General features: G+C 35.9%; 23 protein-coding genes and 1 riboswitch. Of the genes, 10 read left to right on the top strand and 13 right to left on the bottom strand.

Translation table 11 applies throughout. The features are described from left to right. Positions 1-38 precede the first annotated feature (38 nt). Both AC3FI7_RS10640 and AC3FI7_RS10635 read right to left on the bottom strand, forming a co-directional pair. Positions 39-1,172 carry a tetratricopeptide repeat protein gene (locus tag AC3FI7_RS10640; RefSeq protein WP_491462005.1) on the bottom strand — a complete coding sequence of 378 codons (1,134 nt, stop codon included), beginning with the start codon at positions 1,170-1,172 and terminating at the stop codon, positions 39-41. Then, on the bottom strand, positions 1,169-2,797 hold the full coding sequence (locus AC3FI7_RS10635; RefSeq protein ID WP_491462004.1) for a helix-turn-helix domain-containing protein: 1,629 nt from the start codon (positions 2,795-2,797) through the stop codon (positions 1,169-1,171). The genes AC3FI7_RS10640 and AC3FI7_RS10635 overlap by 4 nt, the downstream gene beginning before the upstream one ends. 155 nt (positions 2,798-2,952) lie before the next feature. Here AC3FI7_RS10635 and AC3FI7_RS10630 point away from each other — a divergent pair, with 155 nt between their 5' ends. From AC3FI7_RS10630 to AC3FI7_RS10620, 3 genes are all read left to right on the top strand, one after another. Continuing rightward, positions 2,953-4,266 carry a T9SS type A sorting domain-containing protein gene (locus AC3FI7_RS10630; RefSeq protein WP_491462003.1) on the top strand — a complete coding sequence of 438 codons (1,314 nt, stop codon included), beginning with the start codon at positions 2,953-2,955 and terminating at the stop codon, positions 4,264-4,266. Between the two features lie 132 nt (positions 4,267-4,398). Further along, positions 4,399-4,576: riboswitch (cobalamin riboswitch) on the top strand. 31 nt (positions 4,577-4,607) lie between these two features. Continuing rightward, entirely contained in the window at positions 4,608-6,434 is a 1,827-nt protein-coding gene (locus AC3FI7_RS10625; RefSeq protein WP_491462002.1) for a TonB-dependent receptor plug domain-containing protein, read from the top strand. A 20-nt stretch (positions 6,435-6,454) separates the two neighbouring features. Beyond that, positions 6,455-7,510: a YncE family protein gene (locus tag AC3FI7_RS10620; RefSeq protein ID WP_142723091.1), complete on the top strand. Its 1,056-nt coding sequence runs from the start codon at positions 6,455-6,457 to the stop codon at positions 7,508-7,510. 170 nt (positions 7,511-7,680) lie between these two features. Here AC3FI7_RS10620 and AC3FI7_RS10615 read toward each other — a convergent pair whose 3' ends face one another. The 10 genes from AC3FI7_RS10615 to gldB form a co-directional block, all read right to left on the bottom strand. Then, positions 7,681-9,099: a CCA tRNA nucleotidyltransferase gene (locus AC3FI7_RS10615; RefSeq protein WP_491462001.1), complete on the bottom strand. Its 1,419-nt coding sequence runs from the start codon at positions 9,097-9,099 to the stop codon at positions 7,681-7,683. 39 nt (positions 9,100-9,138) lie between these two features. After that, positions 9,139-9,483 carry a nuclear transport factor 2 family protein gene (locus tag AC3FI7_RS10610; protein WP_491462000.1) on the bottom strand — a complete coding sequence of 115 codons (345 nt, stop codon included), beginning with the start codon at positions 9,481-9,483 and terminating at the stop codon, positions 9,139-9,141. Between the two features lie 106 nt (positions 9,484-9,589). Then, positions 9,590-10,138: an L-threonylcarbamoyladenylate synthase gene (locus AC3FI7_RS10605; RefSeq protein WP_491461999.1), complete on the bottom strand. Its 549-nt coding sequence runs from the start codon at positions 10,136-10,138 to the stop codon at positions 9,590-9,592. Positions 10,139-10,246: 108 nt separating this feature from the next. Next, positions 10,247-10,843 carry a hypothetical protein gene (locus tag AC3FI7_RS10600; protein WP_491461998.1) on the bottom strand — a complete coding sequence of 199 codons (597 nt, stop codon included), beginning with the start codon at positions 10,841-10,843 and terminating at the stop codon, positions 10,247-10,249. A 6-nt stretch (positions 10,844-10,849) separates the two neighbouring features. Next, a complete protein-coding gene (locus tag AC3FI7_RS10595; protein WP_343659382.1) occupies positions 10,850-11,296 on the bottom strand; it encodes a hypothetical protein in 447 nt (148 codons plus the stop codon). Beyond that, complete coding sequence (locus tag AC3FI7_RS10590; RefSeq protein ID WP_343659380.1) at positions 11,287-11,799, bottom strand: DinB family protein; 513 nt, start codon at positions 11,797-11,799, stop codon at positions 11,287-11,289. Before AC3FI7_RS10590 ends, AC3FI7_RS10595 begins: the two co-directional genes overlap by 10 nt. A 100-nt stretch (positions 11,800-11,899) precedes the next feature. Further along, positions 11,900-12,349 (bottom strand): GNAT family N-acetyltransferase, encoded by a 450-nt coding sequence (locus AC3FI7_RS10585; RefSeq protein WP_343659379.1) that lies wholly within the window; start codon positions 12,347-12,349, stop codon positions 11,900-11,902. Positions 12,350-12,415: 66 nt separating this feature from the next. Then, a complete protein-coding gene (locus tag AC3FI7_RS10580) occupies positions 12,416-13,555 on the bottom strand; it encodes a cystathionine gamma-synthase (RefSeq protein ID WP_291895318.1) in 1,140 nt (379 codons plus the stop codon). A 111-nt stretch (positions 13,556-13,666) separates the two neighbouring features. After that, positions 13,667-13,990 (bottom strand): gliding motility protein GldC, encoded by a 324-nt coding sequence (gene gldC / locus AC3FI7_RS10575; protein ID WP_123872449.1) that lies wholly within the window; start codon positions 13,988-13,990, stop codon positions 13,667-13,669. A 32-nt stretch (positions 13,991-14,022) separates the two neighbouring features. Then, entirely contained in the window at positions 14,023-15,006 is a 984-nt protein-coding gene (gene gldB, locus AC3FI7_RS10570; RefSeq protein WP_142723099.1) for a gliding motility lipoprotein GldB, read from the bottom strand. A 52-nt stretch (positions 15,007-15,058) separates the two neighbouring features. On the opposite strand from gldB, the gene AC3FI7_RS10565 reads away from it, so the two are divergent. From AC3FI7_RS10565 to AC3FI7_RS10535, 7 genes are all read left to right on the top strand, one after another. Beyond that, a complete protein-coding gene (locus tag AC3FI7_RS10565; protein WP_491461997.1) occupies positions 15,059-15,697 on the top strand; it encodes a leucine-rich repeat domain-containing protein in 639 nt (212 codons plus the stop codon). Between the two features lie 5 nt (positions 15,698-15,702). Then, on the top strand, positions 15,703-16,233 hold the full coding sequence (locus AC3FI7_RS10560; RefSeq protein WP_228451188.1) for a GNAT family N-acetyltransferase: 531 nt from the start codon (positions 15,703-15,705) through the stop codon (positions 16,231-16,233). Then, entirely contained in the window at positions 16,230-16,763 is a 534-nt protein-coding gene (locus tag AC3FI7_RS10555) for a GNAT family N-acetyltransferase (RefSeq protein ID WP_142723102.1), read from the top strand. The genes AC3FI7_RS10560 and AC3FI7_RS10555 overlap by 4 nt, the downstream gene beginning before the upstream one ends. A gap of 15 nt (positions 16,764-16,778) precedes the next feature. Further along, positions 16,779-17,573, top strand: a complete 795-nt coding sequence (nadE, locus tag AC3FI7_RS10550; RefSeq protein ID WP_142723103.1) for an NAD(+) synthase — start codon at positions 16,779-16,781, stop codon at positions 17,571-17,573. Positions 17,574-17,680: 107 nt separating this feature from the next. Continuing rightward, entirely contained in the window at positions 17,681-18,190 is a 510-nt protein-coding gene (locus AC3FI7_RS10545) for a ribonuclease domain-containing protein (protein WP_491461996.1), read from the top strand. 90 nt (positions 18,191-18,280) lie between these two features. After that, positions 18,281-18,907 (top strand): Zn-dependent protease, encoded by a 627-nt coding sequence (locus AC3FI7_RS10540; protein WP_228451190.1) that lies wholly within the window; start codon positions 18,281-18,283, stop codon positions 18,905-18,907. Then, entirely contained in the window at positions 18,904-19,206 is a 303-nt protein-coding gene (locus tag AC3FI7_RS10535; protein WP_142723105.1) for a barstar family protein, read from the top strand. Before AC3FI7_RS10540 ends, AC3FI7_RS10535 begins: the two co-directional genes overlap by 4 nt. 87 nt (positions 19,207-19,293) lie before the next feature. Here the strand turns inward: AC3FI7_RS10535 and AC3FI7_RS10530 are convergent, their stop codons facing one another. Continuing rightward, positions 19,294-19,776 (bottom strand): cytidine deaminase, encoded by a 483-nt coding sequence (locus AC3FI7_RS10530; protein WP_142723106.1) that lies wholly within the window; start codon positions 19,774-19,776, stop codon positions 19,294-19,296. Positions 19,777-19,818: the final 42 nt, after the last annotated feature.

The raw sequence follows: 19,818 nt of genomic DNA, 5'->3' as shown, positions 1-19,818 counted from the left end.
AAAAACGTTCCGGCTCTGGAACGTTTTTTTATTATAGGTTATGAAGTTCTTATCATTTGCTGGATTTCTTTCTGAAACTTTTTATTTTGTCTTCTGACCTTTACAATAAAGTACAGGAGAACAGCCATTACAACACTTCCCAGTGCAACAGAAGCTATTATTATGGAATGATGATAAGATTTCAGTTTTTCGCTTTCTAAAAAGGTTTCCTTATTATGATTATCGATAATCTGATTAATGGATTTCAGTTCGTTCTGCTTTCTCCTGAAACGCATTTCCAGGTATTTTCTGTTATACTGCTGATAGAGATTCTGTTCTCCCAAAGCAAGATAATTATCAGCTAATTCTTTATAGATTCCTTCATTCAGGATGATATCTCCTGTATTTTTACAAAGGTTTTCTGCTTTTAGCAAAAGATTGATTGCTGATTGATTTTCATGTTTTTGCTTATAGATTTCAGCAATTCCTTTCAAGGCAAATGCTTCCAGACTTTTAGCGTGATTTTTCCGGGCATAGTCCAAAGACTGAACAAAAGCCTCCTGTGCTTTATCAATTTGATTGAGATTAAGATAGCAGTATCCGATGTTGTAGTATACCACACTCATATTAGCGTAAGTGGTCTTTTTGAAAGATACTTTTTCAAAATTCTGTATCGAAGTTAAAAACTTTTCCAGGGCAATTTCTGAATTAGACTGACTCTTGTAAATCATTCCTTTTATAGCATAACTTCTTGCCGTTTCAATATATTTAACAGGTGTTTTTTCCGGTATTCTGGCCAGATACTGATCGGCCTCATTCAAAGTTTCTAAACTCTTATTAAAAAGTTCCATCTGCTGATATTGTATGGCAACGGAAATAAGAACACTTGCCTGGCTTTTGGAATCGTTGGTTTTCTGTGACAGCTCCTTAGCTTTTAAAATATACTTTAAAGATTCCTCGAAGTTTCTTTTGGCAATATTCGCTGTGGAAAGCAACATATAAATATCAATGGATGTACTGATATCCGGTTTTTTCTTTAATAACTGTTCCCCGGTTTTAATAGTATAATCAGGGTTGTCATAAATGTCTAGCCGGGCTTTTCTGATCAATTCACGATCCGGTATTTTCTGAGCTTTCATGACGAGACAAAATGACAGAAAGATTGGTGTAACTATTTTAAAAAAGAGTTTCATACAGTTTTACTTTTACTGATTTCCTGAATATAGGTGTTGGGAGACATCCCGGTGACAGACTTAAAGACAGTAGTAAAGGCACTGTGCGATGAGAACCCTGAATACTCTGCAAGATAGCTCACTTTATAATTGAGAAAAGTAGAATCATTCTTTAATAATTGTACAATATGATTGATCCTCAGTTTGTTGATGTAACCGTTAAAATTTTTCTCTTTGTTATTAATAACTTCCGAAAGGTACTTCGTATTAACCTCCATCTGAGAGGAAAGCATGGATAACGACATATTTTTGTTCAGATAACGGTCGGATTGTTCAAATTCTTCAAGTTTGCGGAGAATCTCATCTTCTTTTTCTCTGGATATTTTGGTAGAACCGGAATCTTTTGCCGTTACAGTAGCCTTCTCTGGAATGGCAGATTGAGACTTGCGACTGATCTGTTTTTCAAAGAAATCAAATTGTTTTTTTAAGTCTTTACCTTTACTTTTAATACTTAAAAAATAAGCGAATAGTCCCAAAATTATCAAGGACAAAATGAGCGCTAACGGCCAGAAGGATTTAACAAACATCAGTTTTTGAAATTCAATGTTTTTATTCTGACTGGTTTCTACAAGTTTTACGATATACCGTATTCCTTCCCTTGAGCTGGCATCTGTTTTTGTTTTTAGATCATTGTAGAGTTTATTGTATTGATGGTACTTTGTATCATCATGAAGTGCATAATAGTTACGGGATAATGATTCATATATTTTAATTTTTAAATTATTGAAAGGCAGATTTTCAATCATTGAAAGCCCGGCTTCCAGCTTTTCAACAGATGCACTGTAATCCTGCTTCAGAAAATAATATTGAGACAGGTTTTCATAGGCAAGACCTAACAGAAATGGCTGGTTTTTCTGATGCTCAAGATCATCAATAATACTTTTTATAAGAGGTTGATATTCGATAAGTTTATTTTGTTTCAGCAGATAGGAAGAACGGAAAATCCTATTTTCCAGTTTTAATATTTTATTTTCTTCATTATGACTGCTGAGGTATTGATTGCTTTTGTCCAGATTTTGAAGCGCTGTGGGATAATCCCTGTTGATTCCTGAGTTCAAAGCCTGAAGCTGATACAGTTTTGCAGCAGTAACTCTTAAAGCCGGATCGTTACTTTTAAGAAGTTTCTGATCAGACAGGAGATAACTGATAATTCTCTTAGACTGATTGTATAAACCCAGATTCTGATATTGATCAGCAAGGTTATAATCATTGAAGATCTGCATAAAATAAGAAAGATTATTATGCAGATCAGGATCTTCTTTTTGAGCGAAAATATTCACAGATTGTACATAATCACCCTTCATGGCAAAAGCCTGGGAAATAATATTCTGAAGGATCATTTTATGTTCTGTATTCTGATCGCTGACAAGAATTCCCTGAGTATAGCTGATGCATTCGTCAGAATTCTGATAGAGTTTTAAAAATGCCTTATCTGCCAAAATACTAAAGTCAGGGCCGGATTGTGCATTGGTGATAAGAGAAAATCCAATGAAAATAACAAGGAGTATTTCTTTGCTATGATGAAATAATTTTTGAATGAATAATGGGTTGTTTGTGTTTTTTTGAATAATTCGGGTAAAATCCATATTCAAAATAATGTTTTCTTATTTATTTGATTATTAATGTTTTAAAAATTGTATTCTTTTGAAATTCACGAATTATGAAAGTCAATTTCTTTGGGTGTCGTAAATATTGTATTAATATTGTTTTCACCAATTAGAAAGTCTAAATATAATAAAATATGAAAAATTTTTACAGAATGTCAATGAAAATATTAACAGCTTGCCTTTTTCTGAAATTCGGTATTGCGGAAGCTCAGCTTACTGTAATTGGCTTGGGAAATTATAATGTAGGGGCGGTTTCGGATAATGGAGTGGTAAGTATGCATACAAGTGCAGGAGGTATATATAAATGGAATATGGCGGGAGGACTTGTACTGATAGGCTCAATATCAAACGGATATCCGGCTGCGGGCAGAACCATAGTTTCGAATGACGGAAGTAAGATCTCGTCTTCTGTTACAAATGTTGCAACAGGGTTCAATGAGATATCTACTTATGATGTGGCAACAGCCACATGGGTAAACAGAGGAGGGTTGGTTCCTACCGGATGGGACGGCAGTGTGAGTTCTACCTGGGGTATGACAGCCAACGGAAACATGATTGTAGGACTGGGATTCCTTACAGCTGCTAATGCACATGCTGTGAAATGGGACGAAGTCAACGGAATGGTAGATCTGGGAAGTATTGTTCAGGGACGCAGCTCCAGGGCAAATGCAATCAATGCTTCAGGAACGGTGATTGTAGGATGGCAGGACGAATCAAACGGTACCAGAAGCGGCGCGAAATGGCAGGATGGAGTGGAAAGCTTTATTACAGATAACAATGGGAATAATGTTGGGGAAGCGGGAGGTATTTCCGCAGACGGGAGTACCATCATCGGTTCAGCCAATCCTAACCCCTATGTTTGGAATGCGGTAAGTGGACTTACTTATATTACGCATCCTAATGCATCATTCAGTTTCAAAGGAGGAGCAACAGGAATTTCAGCGGATGGGACAAAAGTTATTGGATATTACAGAGCATTTGGAGCTCCTCCAATGTCAGGAGAAGGCTTTATCTGGACCTCAGCTACCGGAAGGGTTAACCTGAATGATTATGCTGTATCCTTAGGAATTGCCACCAATGGGGTAACAATGGGACTTCCTCTGGCTATTTCTCAGGATGGGAAGAAAATTGCGGGAATGGGAGTCAATGCTTCCAATCAAATGGTTGCTTTTTATCTGGATACATCTGAATATTTATCCGTGAATGATGTGGCAAAAGAGAAAAACAGCATGAGTATTTATCCTAACCCGGTCACTGATATTCTATATTTTAAAGGCACAGGAAAAATAGAGAAAGCAGAAATTTATAATTTGGTTGGACAAAGGGTGAAATCATTCAATACTGTGGAAGGGCAGATTGATGTTTCATCCTTGTCAAAAGGAGCTTACATTCTGGAATATTTAGTGAAGGGGGGAAAACAACAGACCTATAAATTTATTAAAAAATAACACATATAATAGTAAAGTCATGGGATGAATGGCTGTTTTCAATATTGAAAACAGCTGTTCTTTTTTGTTTATATGACAAAAGATAGTGCTTTTATGAGTAATTGCGTTTTTTGGCGGATACATATAAAAAACTATCTTTGCAAAAATTTTGGTTTCCAGTATTTTGGAATGAAAAGGGAATCGGGTGTAACTCCCGGACTGTCCCCGCAACTGTAAATCGCAATACAAGTTTCTGCAAAAAACCACTGTTTAATGACGGGAAGGGGCAGAATGCGAAAGTCAGGAGACCTGCCGGAATTATAATCAAAAACATATTGCTTTCGGAGGAAAAGTAAAAAGGTATGGATATAAAAAGATCTTTAGTACTGCTTTTTTCATCTTATGGCTGTTTTCTTTTTGGACAAGAGAAGACCATTGACACTATTTACGTCTTCGACAATCAGATGAATAGGGTGAAGCTTTTTCATCCTGTAAAAATAATTTCGGCGGAAGATGCTGAGAAAAATTCCAGCAACCTTTCAGAACTTCTGAGATTTCAGTCACAGGTTTTTATTAAGGAAAATGGCCGCGGAGCTGTTTCTTCACCTTCTTTCAGGGGAACTACTGCCCAGCAGACTGCATTTGTATGGAACGGAATTAATATCAATTCCAATTTTCTGGGGCAGGGAGACATCAATAATATTGCTCTATTCGGATATGATCAGATCGGAATAAAAGCTGGCGGCGGAAGTGTGGTCTATGGAAGCGGAGCTATCGGAGGAAGCATTCATCTGAATAATACCCTTGATTTTAATAAAGGGTTCCATGGTTCATTATTTTCTGAAGTGGCATCGTTTAATACTTATAATAATTTTATAAAAGGTTCTTACAGCAATGATAAGTTCAGTTTTAAAGCTTCCGGAAATTATTCTGTAAGTGAAAATGACTATAAAGTAAGTGATCTGAACTATATCAACAGAAACGGAAATTATTACAATACAACGTTCAATGTAGGAGCATCCTATAAAATCACAAATGATCATAAAATTTCTTGGCAGAGCCAGTTTTTTGATTCTTCACAACATTATCCAGTGTATGAGGAAACAGGAACAAAGACAAAATATAAGACTCAGAGTATAAGAAGCCTTCTTTCCTGGGACTGGAGCAGAACAAAATTCAGCAACTCCTTTAAAGCTGCCTATACAGAAGAGAATTTTCAGTATTTCGGTTCGTTGAATATGCCTAAATCCAGTGGTGGAACCGGAAAAAATTATATCTTTAAAAATGACTTCAACTATTTCCTGAATTCAAAGTGGAATTTTAATCTGATCGGAGAATTTCAGGTTAATAAAGGAGAAGGATATCAGAGCGGTATATCGGATGTAAGCAGAAATATTGGTTCTGTTTCGGGGCTGTTAAGATATTTTGCCACAAAAGATCTGCGTTTTGAAGGAGGATTTAAGAAAGATTTTGTAGAAGATGTAAAATCTCCAATTATGTATTCATTTTCCGGGAAATGGAGTACAGCAAAATGGTATGATGTGAGCATTAATGTTTCAAAAAACTTCAGATATCCGTCATTTAATGATATTTATTATGAACCGGGAGGAAATAAAGATCTGAGACCGGAAACTTCTACTCAGGTGGATATGACCCATGAATTCAAAGTGGGAGGTTTCAGGATTGCTTTGTCTCCATACTATATGAATATAACAGATCTTATTGTATGGCTTCCAACTGCTAAAGGTTACTGGCAGGCCTTTAATGTCAATAAATCAGAATCCTACGGGCTGGAGTCCCAGCTGTCTTTCGGCAAACAATTTGGTAACCATAAGTTCAGAGCAAATGCAGGATACTATTTTGCAAAATCTATTGATAAAGAAACCAAAATGCAAAGGCCCTATGTTCCGATACACAGAGGAAGTGCCGATATAGACTATGAGTATGGGTTTATTAAGTTTTTTGTACAGGGATTATTAAACGGAGTTACCTATACCACAAGTGATGAAAAGAGATCGGAAGCCATAGATCCCTATTTTCTTTTAAATATGGGTGTTTCTGCAACGGTTGCAAAAAAATATACTTTAGGATTTAAAGTGAATAATCTGACAAATACATATTATAAAACCGTTTCTTTCTATCCTTTACCCAAAAGAAACTATAGTGTGTATGCCGCAATAAATTTTTAAAAAATTAAATTGAATAAATTATGAAATTAACTAAACTTTTAACTGTATTATTTGCAGTAGTGTTATTGTTTAACATTTCTTCATGTACAAGCAGTTCTGAAGAATTTGAAGTTTCTCCGATTACGTACCAGAACGGATATTTTATCTCCAACGAAGGTAACTTTAACAGCCAGGGAGCCAAAGTAACATTCGTTACCAGGGATTTGAGCCTGAAGCAGGATGATGTATATGGTTATAACAACAATAAAGAAATTCTGGGAGATGTTCTTCAGACTATTGGTCTTAATGGAAATAAGGCTTATCTAGTTATGAATAACTCCAATAAAATTGTTGTAGTAGACCGTTATACATTTAAAAAATTAGGAGTAATTACAGATCAGATTGATAATCCAAGAGGAATTGCTTTTGCAAATGACTTTATCTATGTTGCCAACACCAACTTCTCTACCAATGCAAAAAGTATAACGAAATATAAAGCTTCCGACTATACATTTGTAAGCAAAATCAATATGACTGAGGTTTCTGATAAAACAGTAGAAGCAGGAGGGAATGTTTTTGTACAAAATGCTTCATCAGGATATGGAAACAAGATTACTTATATCAATACTTCCAACGACAGCAAAACTGAAATTACCGTTCCGAATGGTCAGATTGGAAATACAGTTTCCTACAAATCCAATGTTTATACGATTTCTTCTACCGCTACAGATTCTTATATCTATAAGATTTCAGGTACAGGAACTCTTACACCGGTAGTTACACTGACTGGAATTCCTAGTGCAACGAACCTTCAGATCGATAATGATAAATTATATTTCAGCTCAGCTAATAAAGTGTATACAACAAGTTTAGCAACTCCGACAGTTCCTTCCAGCCCATTATTAACAGCAGCAGATGGCGGGCCTTATTTTACCCTTTATGGATTTAACGTTATCGATGGAAGAATTTTTGCTTCAGACGTAAAGCAGTTTACACAAGAAAGTGAAATGGTTGTATATTCAGCAGCTACAGGAAGTAAGATTATCACTATAAAAACAGGAGGCATTGGTGCTAACGGCACTGTTTTGAATCAATAATAATGCTTTACAGCATGTAAAAATATAATTTTTTATTTTTTCATCATTTGTGTTTTTTTCCGGCCGGTTTCTTGTAAAAGAAACCGGCCGGCTTTGTTTTCATAGTAAGCATAAAAAATTCCGGCGGGATGGAACATCCCGCCGGAATTTTTTGTTTTTTTATATTTAAATTATAAGGTCAGTCCCAGCTTTTCAGCTTCAGCAATGACAAACTTTGTAGCTTCTTCCTTCTCATTGGGAATTTCACCTTCCAGAATGGCTTCTTTTACCTTCTCTTTTAAAATGCCGATTTCTCGGCCCGGCTTAAGATTAAACATTTCCATAATCTCTTCACCTGTAATAGGTGGCTGAAAATTTCTTACCTGATCTTTTTCTTCCACCTCCTTGATCTTTACCGCTACATATTCAAAGTTTCTTTTGAATTTTTCCTGTTTCCTGGAGTTTTTCGTGGTAATATCTGCCTTGCAAAGGGTGAAAAGATCTTCCAGGTCTTCACCGGCATCGAATAAGAGCCTCCTCAATGCCGAATCTGATGCATCATCAGTGATCAGAGCAATTGGTCTTGACGAAAGCTTCACCATTTTCTGAACATATTTCATATCACTTCCCAACGGCAGTTTTAGTCTTTGGAAAAGTGTTTTGACCATTTTTGAGCCTAAAAATTCATGTCCATGGAACGTCCATCCTGTTCCTTCCACAAATTTTTTGGTTGGAGCTTTTCCAATATCATGAAGCAGAGCAGCCCAACGCAGCCAAAGGTTATCTGTAATCACGGAAATATTGTCTACTACTTCCAATGTGTGGTAAAAGTTATCCTTATGTGTTTGTCCTTCCACTTCTTCCACCCCCTTCAGTTCAATCAGTTCAGGAATAACCAGCTTTAAAAGGCCCGTCTGTTCCATTAATCTAAGACCAATAGAAGGTTTTTCGGAAAGCATGATCTTGTTGAATTCTACCATGATCCTTTCCATAGAAACAATCCTGATTCTTTCAGCTTCCTGCTGGATAGCTTTCAGAGAGTTTTCCTCAATTTTAAAATGTAAAGTAGAAGCAAAACGCACTGCCCTCATCATCCTTAAAGGATCATCAGAATAAGTCTGCGCAGGTTCCAGCGGAGTCCGTAAAATTCCTTTTTCGAGATCATCGATTCCATTGAATGGATCGATCAGTTCCCCGAAATGGGCTTTATTTAAAGAGATCGCCATCGCATTAATGGTAAAATCCCTTCTTTTCTGGTCATCTTCCAGACTTCCCCCCTCTACTTCAGGTTTTCGGCTGTTTTCTGTGTAGCTTTCCTTTCTCGCTCCTACGAATTCAAGTTCGAGATCCTTATACTTGATCATAGCAGTACCATAGGTTTTGAATACGGAAACCTTTAATTTAGGATCTATATCCTGAGCTACATTCTGGGCAAGCTCAATACCGCTTTGTTCCGTTACAAAATCTATATCTGTAGAAGCTTTTCTGTTCATCAGAAGGTCGCGTACATAACCCCCGACAATGTATACGGACTGGTTATTCCTTTCTGCTGCTTCAGAAATGATTTTAAATAGTTTTAAATTTTTATTTTGATTAAGATTAATTTTCATCGTTAATAACAGTGTCAATTTCTACCAATGTTGCCATCATTAATCATAATGTGCATACATTCTACTAATTTTTCCATCTTCATTGAAAAACATCACTTCAACAGCATGTTTATCCATAATCGACTTATAAAATAAAGCTACCGAATCTACACCTGCTGTGGAGTGTATCAGATCAAAATGGAGGTCCGGAAATTTTTTCAAGGCCTTGCTCCAGTACTCACGAATAGCTTCTTTTCCTTTTAAAGAACTTTCCCTGTCGCCTGTCGCCATAGCAATCATGGGGGTTGTGATCTCAATATCATCCGAATAATGGGACAGAATATCCTCTAAATGATGAGAATTCCATGCATTGACCCACATTTGAGCAAATTTTTGATGATCCATAGCAAATAGTTTATGAGTTGAGTTTGCAAAGATAGAATTAAAAAAAAGAAATCCTGCCGATATGAACTGACAAGACTCTAAAAATAAACAAATAACTTCAGAATAATTATTCTCTAAGAACCTTTATTCTGTTATCACTCCATATCTTAATCACCGAAGAGCCTGAATATTTTGAAACTTTTTCTCTGTCTTCTTCTACCGCATAATCTACAAGGTTGATCATTTCCTGAGAGATATCAGAAAATTTCAACGGGCTTTTTTCACCACTGAAGTTGGCGGAAGTGGATACCAAAGGTCTGTTCAGTTTCGTAATCAGCTTTTTGCAGAAATCATTTTTTACAAGACGAATTCCGATACTTCCATCTTCAGCAAGGAGCTCTTTAGGCAGGCCTCTTGGATTTTCATAAACGATGGTTACAGGCTTTTCACTAAGATCAATAATTTCCCACGCCATTTCAGGGACATCTACCAGATCCTGAAGTCTTTTCTCAGACTCCACTAGGATAATCATAGATTTATTCTTTTCACGTTTTTTGATTTCAAAAATTTTATTGACAGCTTCTATATTGGTGGCATCACAACCAATTCCCCAGATGGTATCTGTAGGGTAAAGAATCGTTCCGCCGGATTTTAATATTTCGATAATATGTTCCATAATTTTATATGAGTTCAAAGAGTGGATAAAGGTAGAAAATCTGTAAATTTTGGACAAAAAAATAGGGTGTAAATATGGTTGTTTGATTATTATGACAAGACGGAAAGATTATAATCCATGAAAAAATGAATTAAAATAAGTTATGCGCTTAATAGGCTCAATATAATCAGGATGTAGTATTTTTTTGAAATCTTTTTTGGTAAGATGTTGTGAAATCAATACAGGAAAATTTGATCTTGAACCTTCTTTAATTAAAGTATAAAGAATACCGTTATTTTTAAAAAATACAATGGTTGTCTGTTCATACTCTTTACCTAAACTGTAGAGATCTGTCGGTTCATTAAGGAAAATCAGATTCCCAGAAATCTTTGAAATTCTGTAATGATGTTTTTTTCCATATTCAATAATTCTGCTTTTAGCTTCTTCTTTAGGAATTTCAAACTTAATTTCTTTCAAATGTTTTTCGGTGTATTTACAATACAGTATATATATGCTAAAGGTGAATAAACTTATAAGAATTGCACACTCGAAGCTGTTACTAAGAGAAAAATCTACTTCTTTTAATAACAGCAGAGAAGCTATTGCCAATGCTGAAAATCCAAAATAGATCGAGATCGTATCAAACTTATCGTATGAACTTTCTTCATAAACTAATTTTTCAGTTTGAATACTTTCAGTAATTTTTAAATTTTTTAGAGATCTCATGGGACATCAGTATGAGAGTTTATGATTCTTAAATTTAGATTTTATGAATAAATATAATGAGCCAATTATTAAAAATGTAATAGAGGCTATCCACAAGAAATAACCTTTTTCCAAGCTGTATATTCTTCCCATTCTTCCATTTTCTGCAGCCAGAATTTCCTTCCAGAAAAAAAATGTTCCTGCAATTAAAAAAGCTACTACAGCCAATATCATAGAAATTAAAAAATATTTTTTATAACAGAATATCACTGCAATAAAGAACCAAATATTAGCTGTCCATACCAGAAATTCAAATAGGCCCCCGCCTAAAAAGCTAATCGGACCTATAAGAAAAGTTTCAAATGATTTATAATCTTTAATCTCTCCCATATCTTCAGCTTTAAAAGCTGTAAAACAAAAAGAAATTATGAAAATTAACAGGCTGGCAAGGGGAATTCGTTTTCTTACATCCATCCCAATTTCGATAAATACCTTTCCTCAATAATACTCAGGTGATGATAATTGTGTCCCACGATCAGTTTTCCGATGGTTTCCACAGTAATTTCGTGGCCATTCGCAGTACCAGTATGTTGTAAAGCGGAAGGATGAAGTGTTTCTAATAAAATCTGAGAGGACTTCCTTACCAGTTTATATTCTTCTAAAAGAGATTCCAGACTTCTTTCATTGGCAAAAGATTGGTCAGCATATTCATTTTCATCAAATCCAGGAAGGTTGTTTTTCTCTCCTCTGGCGAAAGCCAATATTCTGTATTGGAAAACTCTTTCCGTATCCGATAAATGTAGCAGGAGTCCTTTTAAAGTCCATTTTCCTTCTGCATAAGCAAATGTAGATTGCTCTTCAGTAAGATTGGAATAAATGCCTATGGTTTTGTCTGCGGATATTTTTAATTCGTTTAACCAGTCTTCTGATGGAATCTGATCTAAGTATCTTTGGATGTATTTTTGAAATTCGGTCATATTATTTTTTGTTTTTAGTAGTAATTTAGGGATACAAGTTTTCTGGATTCTGGGTTTGTTCGTGCGTATAATGTGAAAATTATTTATTACTTATTGCTCATTACGCATGATTAGTCCATTCGTAGAAATTTACAGAATCATAGAGCTCAAAACCGCAGGCGGGATAAAGCTGGTTTCCTATGTCATTACTTTTTCCTGTTTCCAGCAGGATGCCACAGGCTTTTGAAGAACGACAGAGTTCTTTGGATATTTCAATCAGTTCTTTGGAATAGCCTTTACCTCTGTAGTTTTCATTAACATAGAGATCATTCAGAAGCCAGTAGCGCTGCATTCTTGTAGATGAAAATATGGGATATAACTGAACAAAACCTGTCAGTTGACCATTTTCTTCTGTAACAAAAACTTCGGAATCTTTATTTTCAAGTCTTTCTCGAAGAAAGTCTTTTGCTGCGGAAATATCAGAGTCTTTATGGTAGAATATCCGGTATTGATCAAACAATTCCGCAAGTTCCGGTAAGTCAGAAATGACTGCCTTTCTTGTATTTTTCATAGTACAGTTTGTGGTTATAATAAAATGAGAAAGATTTTGCAATCCTTCTCATTAATGTATTTTCTGCTAAGAGAAAGCTCTCTCGAGATCTGCAATAAGATCTTCCGCATCTTCAATACCTACACTTAAACGGACAAGATCATCAGTGATTCCCAGTTCAGCACGTTTTTCTGCAGGAATGGAAGCGTGAGTCATCAGAGCAGGGTGGTTTGCTAAAGATTCTACTCCTCCTAAAGATTCTGCTAAAGTGAATACTTTTACTTTTTCTAAGAACTTAATGGCATCTTCTTTTTTTCCTGATTTAAAAGTGAATGAAACCATTCCTCCGGATTCCTTCATTTGAGATTTTGCCAGTTCATATTGGGGGTGAGATTCCAATCCCGGATAAATTACTTTATCAACCGCCGGATGAGTCTCAAGATATTTTGCTACAGCAAGGCCGTTATCTGAATGTCTCTGCATTCTTAAGGCCAGTGTTTTAATTCCTCTCAATACAAGATAAGAATCATGGGGTCCTAAAATACCTCCACTCGCAAACTGAATAAAGTGAAGCTTTTCTCCCAGTTCGGCATCTTTGGCAATAAGAGCTCCGGCAATAACATCAGAGTGTCCTCCTAAATATTTGGTTGCAGAGTGCATTACAATATCAGCACCCAAATCAATCGGTCTCTGGATATAAGGAGTAGCAAAAGTATTATCCACTGCTACTAAAATGCCTTTCCCTTTTGCAACTTCCACTACCGCTTTGATATCTACCAGTTTCATCAATGGGTTCGTTGGCGTTTCTACCCAGATCAGTTTTGTTTTATCTGTGATAACATCAGCAATTTTAGAAACATCATCAAAATTCACGAATGTAAATTTAAGCTGATATTTTTCGAAAAGTCTGGTGAACATTCTGTAGGTACCACCATAAAGGTCATCTACAGCAATTACTTCATCACCGGGATTTAATAATTTTAAAACACAGTCGATGGCTGCAAGGCCAGAACCGAAAGCTAGACCTCTTGCTCCGTTTTCAATACTTGCTAAAGAGTCTTCCAGCGCCTGTCTTGTTGGGTTGGCTGCTCTTGAATATTCATATCCGGAATGTACTCCCGGGCTTTTCTGTGCAAATGTAGAGGTTAAAAATACAGGTACATTTACAGAACCTGTTGCAGACTCATGGTGCTGCCCTCCGTGAATTACTTTTGTATTAAAATTCATAATATTTTATAATTTATCAATCTGAATAATCTAATAGTGTACCAATACTTTTCTATTTAAAGATTGTTATATTGTTACACTAATACATTGTTACATTGAATGTGTTACATTTTACTTGATAGCCGATTTCACAGCAAACTCTTCTGCAATTTCTTCCATCCACTGTGCTACATCCTCTTCTCCTGTTGCTCTCTGATACGTGTTTCCTAAAGATATTAGAATCTGGTGGATAAACATCTTCATCTGGTCTACAGGCATTTCTTTGGTCCAAAGATCAATTCTTAGCGCTTCTCTTGTTTTATCATCCCACACAGAAATCATGGTTGCTTTGGTCTCCTGCTTTTCAATACCGCCATCCTGAGCGTTCCATGTAATGTTTTCCGGGACATGATTTTCATCAAGCTCTACATCTATCGTAATCTGAGTCTTTCTCATTTTTTCTATTTTTTCTGAATTCTAAATTTTCTTTATTTAAGTTTCGGCTTATAACCGGATTGATTAAAAATTGTGGTGGCATCCATTTTCAGAAAATCCGTGAGCTTCGTTTCAGGCTTTTCCTTCAGGTATGCTTTGCAGATTTGCCATCCTGTAAAAATTCCGATCTGTGGTGAAGATTCATTGTCAATTTCTGTGTAAAATTTTGAGAATGGTCCCGGCGAGATGAAACGTTCTCCCAGTCTCGGATCATCTCCGAAAATCAGATTGCTTTCCACAAAATAATTCCAGATATTGGCTTCATTAGCTGTTGCCCATTCATACTGCTTTCTGGTATAATTCATTTTCAGATAATCAGGAACATCAGGCAGAAAAGCATCCTGAAGAATCATTACTTTTCCATTCAGAACGATCTGGTCAATAAACTTCTGATGATCAGGAGACTCTGTTACAATATTTTCTGCAAAAAGCTGTGATACTTTCGGAACAATATTTTGTGGATTCATGGATTTTTGGAAATACAGCTCCAACCCTTTATAGTTGGCATTTCCATCTCCCATAAAGCCCGTAACATCTATAAAAAGAAGGTTTCCTTTCTGATCATAAAATATCGGATCCTGTACCATCTGTAAGGCTGAAGAAAACAGATATACTTTTGGGCTTTTGAACTGTGGGAAGTGATATTTGATATGTGAAAATAAATTCTGAAGTTCTTTTTGAAGCTTTGTCTGATCTATTTTTCCGATCGCTTCCCTGTAGATTTTTATCTCTTCAGCATCTGCTCTTCTTTTTTCGAAATCAGTATCAGAAACACTTCCCTGAAACCATGGAAATTGAGCTTTAAACTGATTCAAAGGGATACCGGGATTATAAAATTCTTTGGAAATATCTGTGATATCAACTTTTTCAGCCGGTTCTTTAACCTCTACCTTCCATTGATTTTCAGGTTCTTTTTTGCAGGAAATAAGTCCGGCAGCTAAAACAGAAGAAAGTGCAATATATCTAAAAATCTTCATTATTTTTACATGAAATTTAAGTTTACAAAAATAAGGATTAAATACACAATTTATGATGAAAATTAAAATATTTACAGCCCTTTGCCTTATTTTTACGATATATTTTTTCTATGGACAAAAGCTTGAATTTAAAGATAAAAACTTTGAAAAAGCAGTGCTGGAAAATTTTGATCTGAATAAAAACGGACTGCTGGAATCTCCTGAAGCAGCTATGGTAACGAATCTGTTTCTCGTTGACCGGGGAATTACTTCTGCAGAAGACCTGCGCTTTTTTAAAAATGTAAAAATGATTGTTATGGATGATAATGTAATTCCGTTGATAACAGTCAGTGATCTGGATCAGCTGGAGCTATTTTCGTGTACGGGATGCAAAATGTCTTCGTTCAAAGCAGACCATCTTAAAAACTTAACCTCGCTATATCTCGATAATAATAAACTGGAGAGTATTTCACTGGCAGGAATTCCAAAAATTGACCAATTAACATTATCTTTAAATCGTTTAAAAATAATTGACCTGACTCCATTTAAGACATTGAGAAAACTGAATTTGGAACATAATAAGCTTCAGGAAATTGATATTTCCGGAAATCCGGTTTTGCAAACCCTGAATATAACAGGTAATAATATAAAAAAAGGATCAGATATAAAGAAAGCAGATGTCACCATTTTTGGCGCAGAGAAGCAAAATTAATGAATATGAAAATAGAAACAAAACGGCTTATTTTAAGAAAACTTGAAGATACAGATGTAGATCGAATGTTTCTTCTGGATTCTAATCCTGAAGTGATGAAATATATTGGAATACCGGCTTTGACAGATATTAAAGAATCAGAAAATGTAATTAAAATGATTCAGAAGCAATATGAAGAAAACGGAGTCGGAAGATTGGGCGTCGTGGAAAAAGAAAGCGGACTTCTGATAGGATGGAGTGGACTGAAATTGCTTACCCTTGAAACGAATGGTTACAAAAATGTACTGGAACTCGGATATCGTTTTCTGCCGGAATCATGGGGGAAAGGATATGCAATGGAGTCCGGTACTGCTTCTCTGGAATATGGTTTTAATGATCTGAATGCAGAGGTTATCTATGCCTATGCTCATTCTGAACATGATGCTTCCAATCATATTTTAAGAAAATTAGGCTTTGAAAAGACCGGAGAATTCGAAGAACCTGATGGTACCTGCTTCTGGTATGAACTGAAGCGTGAAAAATATAATAAAAAATGATAACAATACGTCAGGAAGAAAAAAAAGACCATCAACAGGTCTTCCAGCTTACGGAAGAGGCTTTCAGGAAAATGGAACACAGTGATCATCAGGAACAGTTTCTGGTAGAAAAACTGAGGGAATCCGAAGCATTTATTCCAGAATTATCATTAGTGGCAGAAGATGAAAACGGTATTATTGCCGGGCATATTCTGTTCACAAAAATTAAGATTGTCAATGATAAAGAATCATTTGATTCCCTCGCACTGGCACCTGTTTCCGTGAAACCTGAGTTCCAGAACCAGGGAATCGGAGCTAAGCTTATTCTTTGGGGACATGATAGAGCGAAAGAGCTGGGATATGAATCTGTAATACTCATCGGACATGAAAAATATTATCCGCGTTTTGGTTACAAAAAAACGAGTAATTTTGGGATTTCATTTCCATTCGAAATTCCGGAAGAAAACGGAATGGCTATAGAGTTGGTAAAAGACGGATTAAAAAATAAAAAAGGAGTGGTGAAATACCCTCAGGAATTTGGAATAGATTAAAAAAATATATAAACGATGCAGACACAAAAAGTAATAGATCATATTGTAAACTGGTTAAAAGATTATGCAACAAATGCCGGAGTAAAAGGATATGTAATTGGAGTTTCCGGAGGGGTAGATTCCGGAGTGGTTTCTACGCTGGCTGCGATGACAGGGATGAAAACATTACTGGTCGGAATGCCGATCCGTCAGAAAGCTGATCAGGTAGACCGGGCACAGGATCATATGAATGATCTTAAATCCAGATTTTCTAATGTAGAAACAATATCTGTAGATCTGACGCCGGCATTTGAAGAAATTTATAAAACCTTCCATGTAAATGATGAGGTGTATCCAAATGAAAAACTAACTTTTGCAAATACCAGAGCCCGTCTTAGAATGCTTACTCTTTACTATTACGGACAGTTAAACGGACTTTTGGTTTGCGGAACAGGGAATAAAGTAGAGGATTTTGGGATCGGGTTCTATACGAAATACGGTGATGGCGGAGTAGACGTTTCTCCAATTGCTGACCTCTATAAGACTGAAGTCTATGAATTGGCTAAAGGCCTGAATCTTATAAAAAGCATTCAGGAGGCTATTCCTACGGACGGACTTTGGGATGTTGACAGAACAGACGAGCAGCAAATCGGAGCTACATATCCTGAGCTGGAAAAAATCCAGAAAGAATATGGGACTAAAACGGCTGATGATTACGAAGGAAGAGATAAGGAAGTTTTCCAGATTTTTGACAGAATGCACAAAGCAGCGAAACATAAAATGGATCCTATTCCGGTTTGTGATATTCCTGAAGAATGGAGAAGTAAATAAATAGCATGAAAGAACCTATTTAACAATGTAACGGTTTGTCAATATTTTATGTTTTCTTGTTGTTACACTGTTATATTGGTAAATTGTTACATTAATACAAAATTATCATGAATGGTAAAATAAGATCACTCTTTTTCATATGCCTGGGGCTCCTTTTCGGGATGGCTGTGATGTATATTTACAGGAATTTTATTGAAGACAAGAGAGATTTGTCGGGTCCTGTAAAAAAGGAGGCAGTGAGTTATGGCAGTACTTCTTCAGAAGAAGCATATAATTCATCGGCTCAGGTTTCTATTGAGCAGCTTACTGAAGAAAAAACGGTAATCAGTTATGTGAAGCAGAATCATAAGCTTCCGGATTATTATATTACTAAAAATGAAGCCAGAAAGCAGGGTTGGGATCCGTCCAAAGGAAATCTTTGTGATGTGCTTCCCGGAAAAGCTATTGGCGGAGATAAATTCGGAAACAGAGAAGGACGCCTGCCGGATGGAAACAGATATTTTGAAGCAGATGTAAATTATCATTGTGGCGGAAGAAATGCTGACCGTATCATTTATACTGAGAACGGTGATGTATACCTTACCAAAAACCATTATAAGAGTTTTGAGAAACAGTAATTATGCATAGTGAATAGTTATTGAGAGAAGTGCAAGCTCTTCGCAATGACTAGTGCATAATTTGTATTTAAATAATGATAAGTGTTAATTTTGGAAAATAGAAACTTTTTTTACCTTTTAATTGTTTTGCTTCTGACGTACTCATGTTCAGAAAAGAAAAATATAGCAGTAAAGGAAAAGACTGAAAAAACAGCTATAACAATACTTATACGACCATTTAAAAATATTAAACCGGAAACTGTAGCAAAAGTAGCTGAGGAAATACGAAGGGTATATCCGAATGTAACAGTGCAGGAAGCTATAGACTTTCCGAAAAATACTTTCTATAAGGAGAGAAACCGATATAGGGCAGATTCAATCATTAAATTCTTGAATAAGGAAACAAAAGAAGGTTTTGTTACAATTGGCCTGACTTCAAAAGACATCAGTGCCACGAGAGGTAAGATAGCAGACTTTGGAATTATGGGATTAGGGTATAGGCCAGGAAAAGCTTGTGTAGCCTCAAATTTCAGACTTGATAAAGAAAATTCGGATAAGCAGTTTTATAAAATAGCCATTCATGAGCTGGGACATACGCAAGGGCTGTCACATTGTCCTGAAAAAATGTGTTTTATGAGGGATGCGAAAGGCAAAAATCCTACGGATGAAGAAACGGATTTCTGCAAAAAATGCAAAACTTTTTTAATCAATAAAAATTGGAAATTTAATTCAATATGAAGACAGTATATATAGATTTTACAGACATCGGTGACTATGAAGATTTTTACACCCAGCTGAAAGAGAAGATCCAGCTTCCTGAACACTTTGGAGATAATCTTGATGCACTTTTTGATACCATCACCGGTGATCTTGAAATGCCACTCCATTTAGAATTCGTAAACATGACAGTAGATCAGCTTGAGATTTTTGAAGATCTGCTGACAACGCTGGAGGATGCCGAAGAAGAAGTGGAAGATTTTAGTTTCAGCTATTATCTGGAGCAATACGAAGACGATGATCTGGAATCCGAAGGATAATAAAAAAAAGCTGTTTCAAAGTATGAAACAGCTTTTTTTTATTATCCTTGTCAAGGTTTTAAACCTTGACAAGGATAAAGTCTTTTCTTACAAAAATGTTGAATCAAAATAAAAAGGAAGCAGGTCCTTCACCGCATGTACTTTTACAACTTCTTCATTCATACTTGAAAAATAAAGATCAATATTCTCGTTCTGCTTGGTTTCATACTCAATCAGACTCTGACGGCATGCTCCGCAAGGCGGAATCGGAGGATTCTTTTCATGGAACTCTTTAGGGCCGCCTACTACGAAGATCTTTTTTATTTTCATATTCGGGAAGTTGGCAGCTACCCAGAAAAGAGTCGTTCTTTCAGCACAGAGTCCTGATGGATAGGCTGCATTTTCCTGATTATTCCCGGAGTAGATTTCTCCGTTTTCCAATAATACAGAACATCCTACCAGAAACTGAGAGTAAGGCGCATACGCATTCTCACGGGCTTCTTTGGCTCTTTCAAATAATTTATTTTCTATATCGCTCAGTTCACCGCTATTTTTAAAATATTCGTAACTGATCTGTATGTCTTTTTTCATATATTTATTGTCAACTAAAAAAGGGGGGTAAAATTAGTTCTT

This window comes from Chryseobacterium sp. TQ-BC-N36 (genome assembly GCF_058382295.1).
Note: the sequence above shows the minus strand (reverse complement) of the source record. Positions and strands in the feature narration are given on the sequence as shown.

Bases quoted from the DNA above. Each gene is read 5' to 3' on its own strand.
- AC3FI7_RS10640 (WP_491462005.1), bottom strand. From the start codon at position 1,172: ATGAAACTCTTTTTTAAAATAGTTACACCAATCTTTCTGTCATTTTGT.
- AC3FI7_RS10635 (WP_491462004.1), bottom strand. From the start codon at position 2,797: ATGGATTTTACCCGAATTATTCAAAAAAACACAAACAACCCATTATTC.
- AC3FI7_RS10630 (WP_491462003.1), top strand. From the start codon at position 2,953: ATGAAAAATTTTTACAGAATGTCAATGAAAATATTAACAGCTTGCCTT.
- AC3FI7_RS10625 (WP_491462002.1), top strand. From the start codon at position 4,608: ATGGATATAAAAAGATCTTTAGTACTGCTTTTTTCATCTTATGGCTGT.
- AC3FI7_RS10620 (WP_142723091.1), top strand. From the start codon at position 6,455: ATGAAATTAACTAAACTTTTAACTGTATTATTTGCAGTAGTGTTATTG.
- AC3FI7_RS10615 (WP_491462001.1), bottom strand. From the start codon at position 9,099: ATGAAAATTAATCTTAATCAAAATAAAAATTTAAAACTATTTAAAATC.
- AC3FI7_RS10610 (WP_491462000.1), bottom strand. From the start codon at position 9,483: ATGGATCATCAAAAATTTGCTCAAATGTGGGTCAATGCATGGAATTCT.
- AC3FI7_RS10605 (WP_491461999.1), bottom strand. From the start codon at position 10,138: ATGGAACATATTATCGAAATATTAAAATCCGGCGGAACGATTCTTTAC.
- AC3FI7_RS10600 (WP_491461998.1), bottom strand. From the start codon at position 10,843: ATGAGATCTCTAAAAAATTTAAAAATTACTGAAAGTATTCAAACTGAA.
- AC3FI7_RS10595 (WP_343659382.1), bottom strand. From the start codon at position 11,296: ATGGATGTAAGAAAACGAATTCCCCTTGCCAGCCTGTTAATTTTCATA.
- AC3FI7_RS10590 (WP_343659380.1), bottom strand. From the start codon at position 11,799: ATGACCGAATTTCAAAAATACATCCAAAGATACTTAGATCAGATTCCA.
- AC3FI7_RS10585 (WP_343659379.1), bottom strand. From the start codon at position 12,349: ATGAAAAATACAAGAAAGGCAGTCATTTCTGACTTACCGGAACTTGCG.
- AC3FI7_RS10580 (WP_291895318.1), bottom strand. From the start codon at position 13,555: ATGAATTTTAATACAAAAGTAATTCACGGAGGGCAGCACCATGAGTCT.
- gldC (WP_123872449.1), bottom strand. From the start codon at position 13,990: ATGAGAAAGACTCAGATTACGATAGATGTAGAGCTTGATGAAAATCAT.
- gldB (WP_142723099.1), bottom strand. From the start codon at position 15,006: ATGAAGATTTTTAGATATATTGCACTTTCTTCTGTTTTAGCTGCCGGA.
- AC3FI7_RS10565 (WP_491461997.1), top strand. From the start codon at position 15,059: ATGATGAAAATTAAAATATTTACAGCCCTTTGCCTTATTTTTACGATA.
- AC3FI7_RS10560 (WP_228451188.1), top strand. From the start codon at position 15,703: ATGAAAATAGAAACAAAACGGCTTATTTTAAGAAAACTTGAAGATACA.
- AC3FI7_RS10555 (WP_142723102.1), top strand. From the start codon at position 16,230: ATGATAACAATACGTCAGGAAGAAAAAAAAGACCATCAACAGGTCTTC.
- nadE (WP_142723103.1), top strand. From the start codon at position 16,779: ATGCAGACACAAAAAGTAATAGATCATATTGTAAACTGGTTAAAAGAT.
- AC3FI7_RS10545 (WP_491461996.1), top strand. From the start codon at position 17,681: ATGAATGGTAAAATAAGATCACTCTTTTTCATATGCCTGGGGCTCCTT.
- AC3FI7_RS10535 (WP_142723105.1), top strand. From the start codon at position 18,904: ATGAAGACAGTATATATAGATTTTACAGACATCGGTGACTATGAAGAT.
- AC3FI7_RS10530 (WP_142723106.1), bottom strand. From the start codon at position 19,776: ATGAAAAAAGACATACAGATCAGTTACGAATATTTTAAAAATAGCGGT.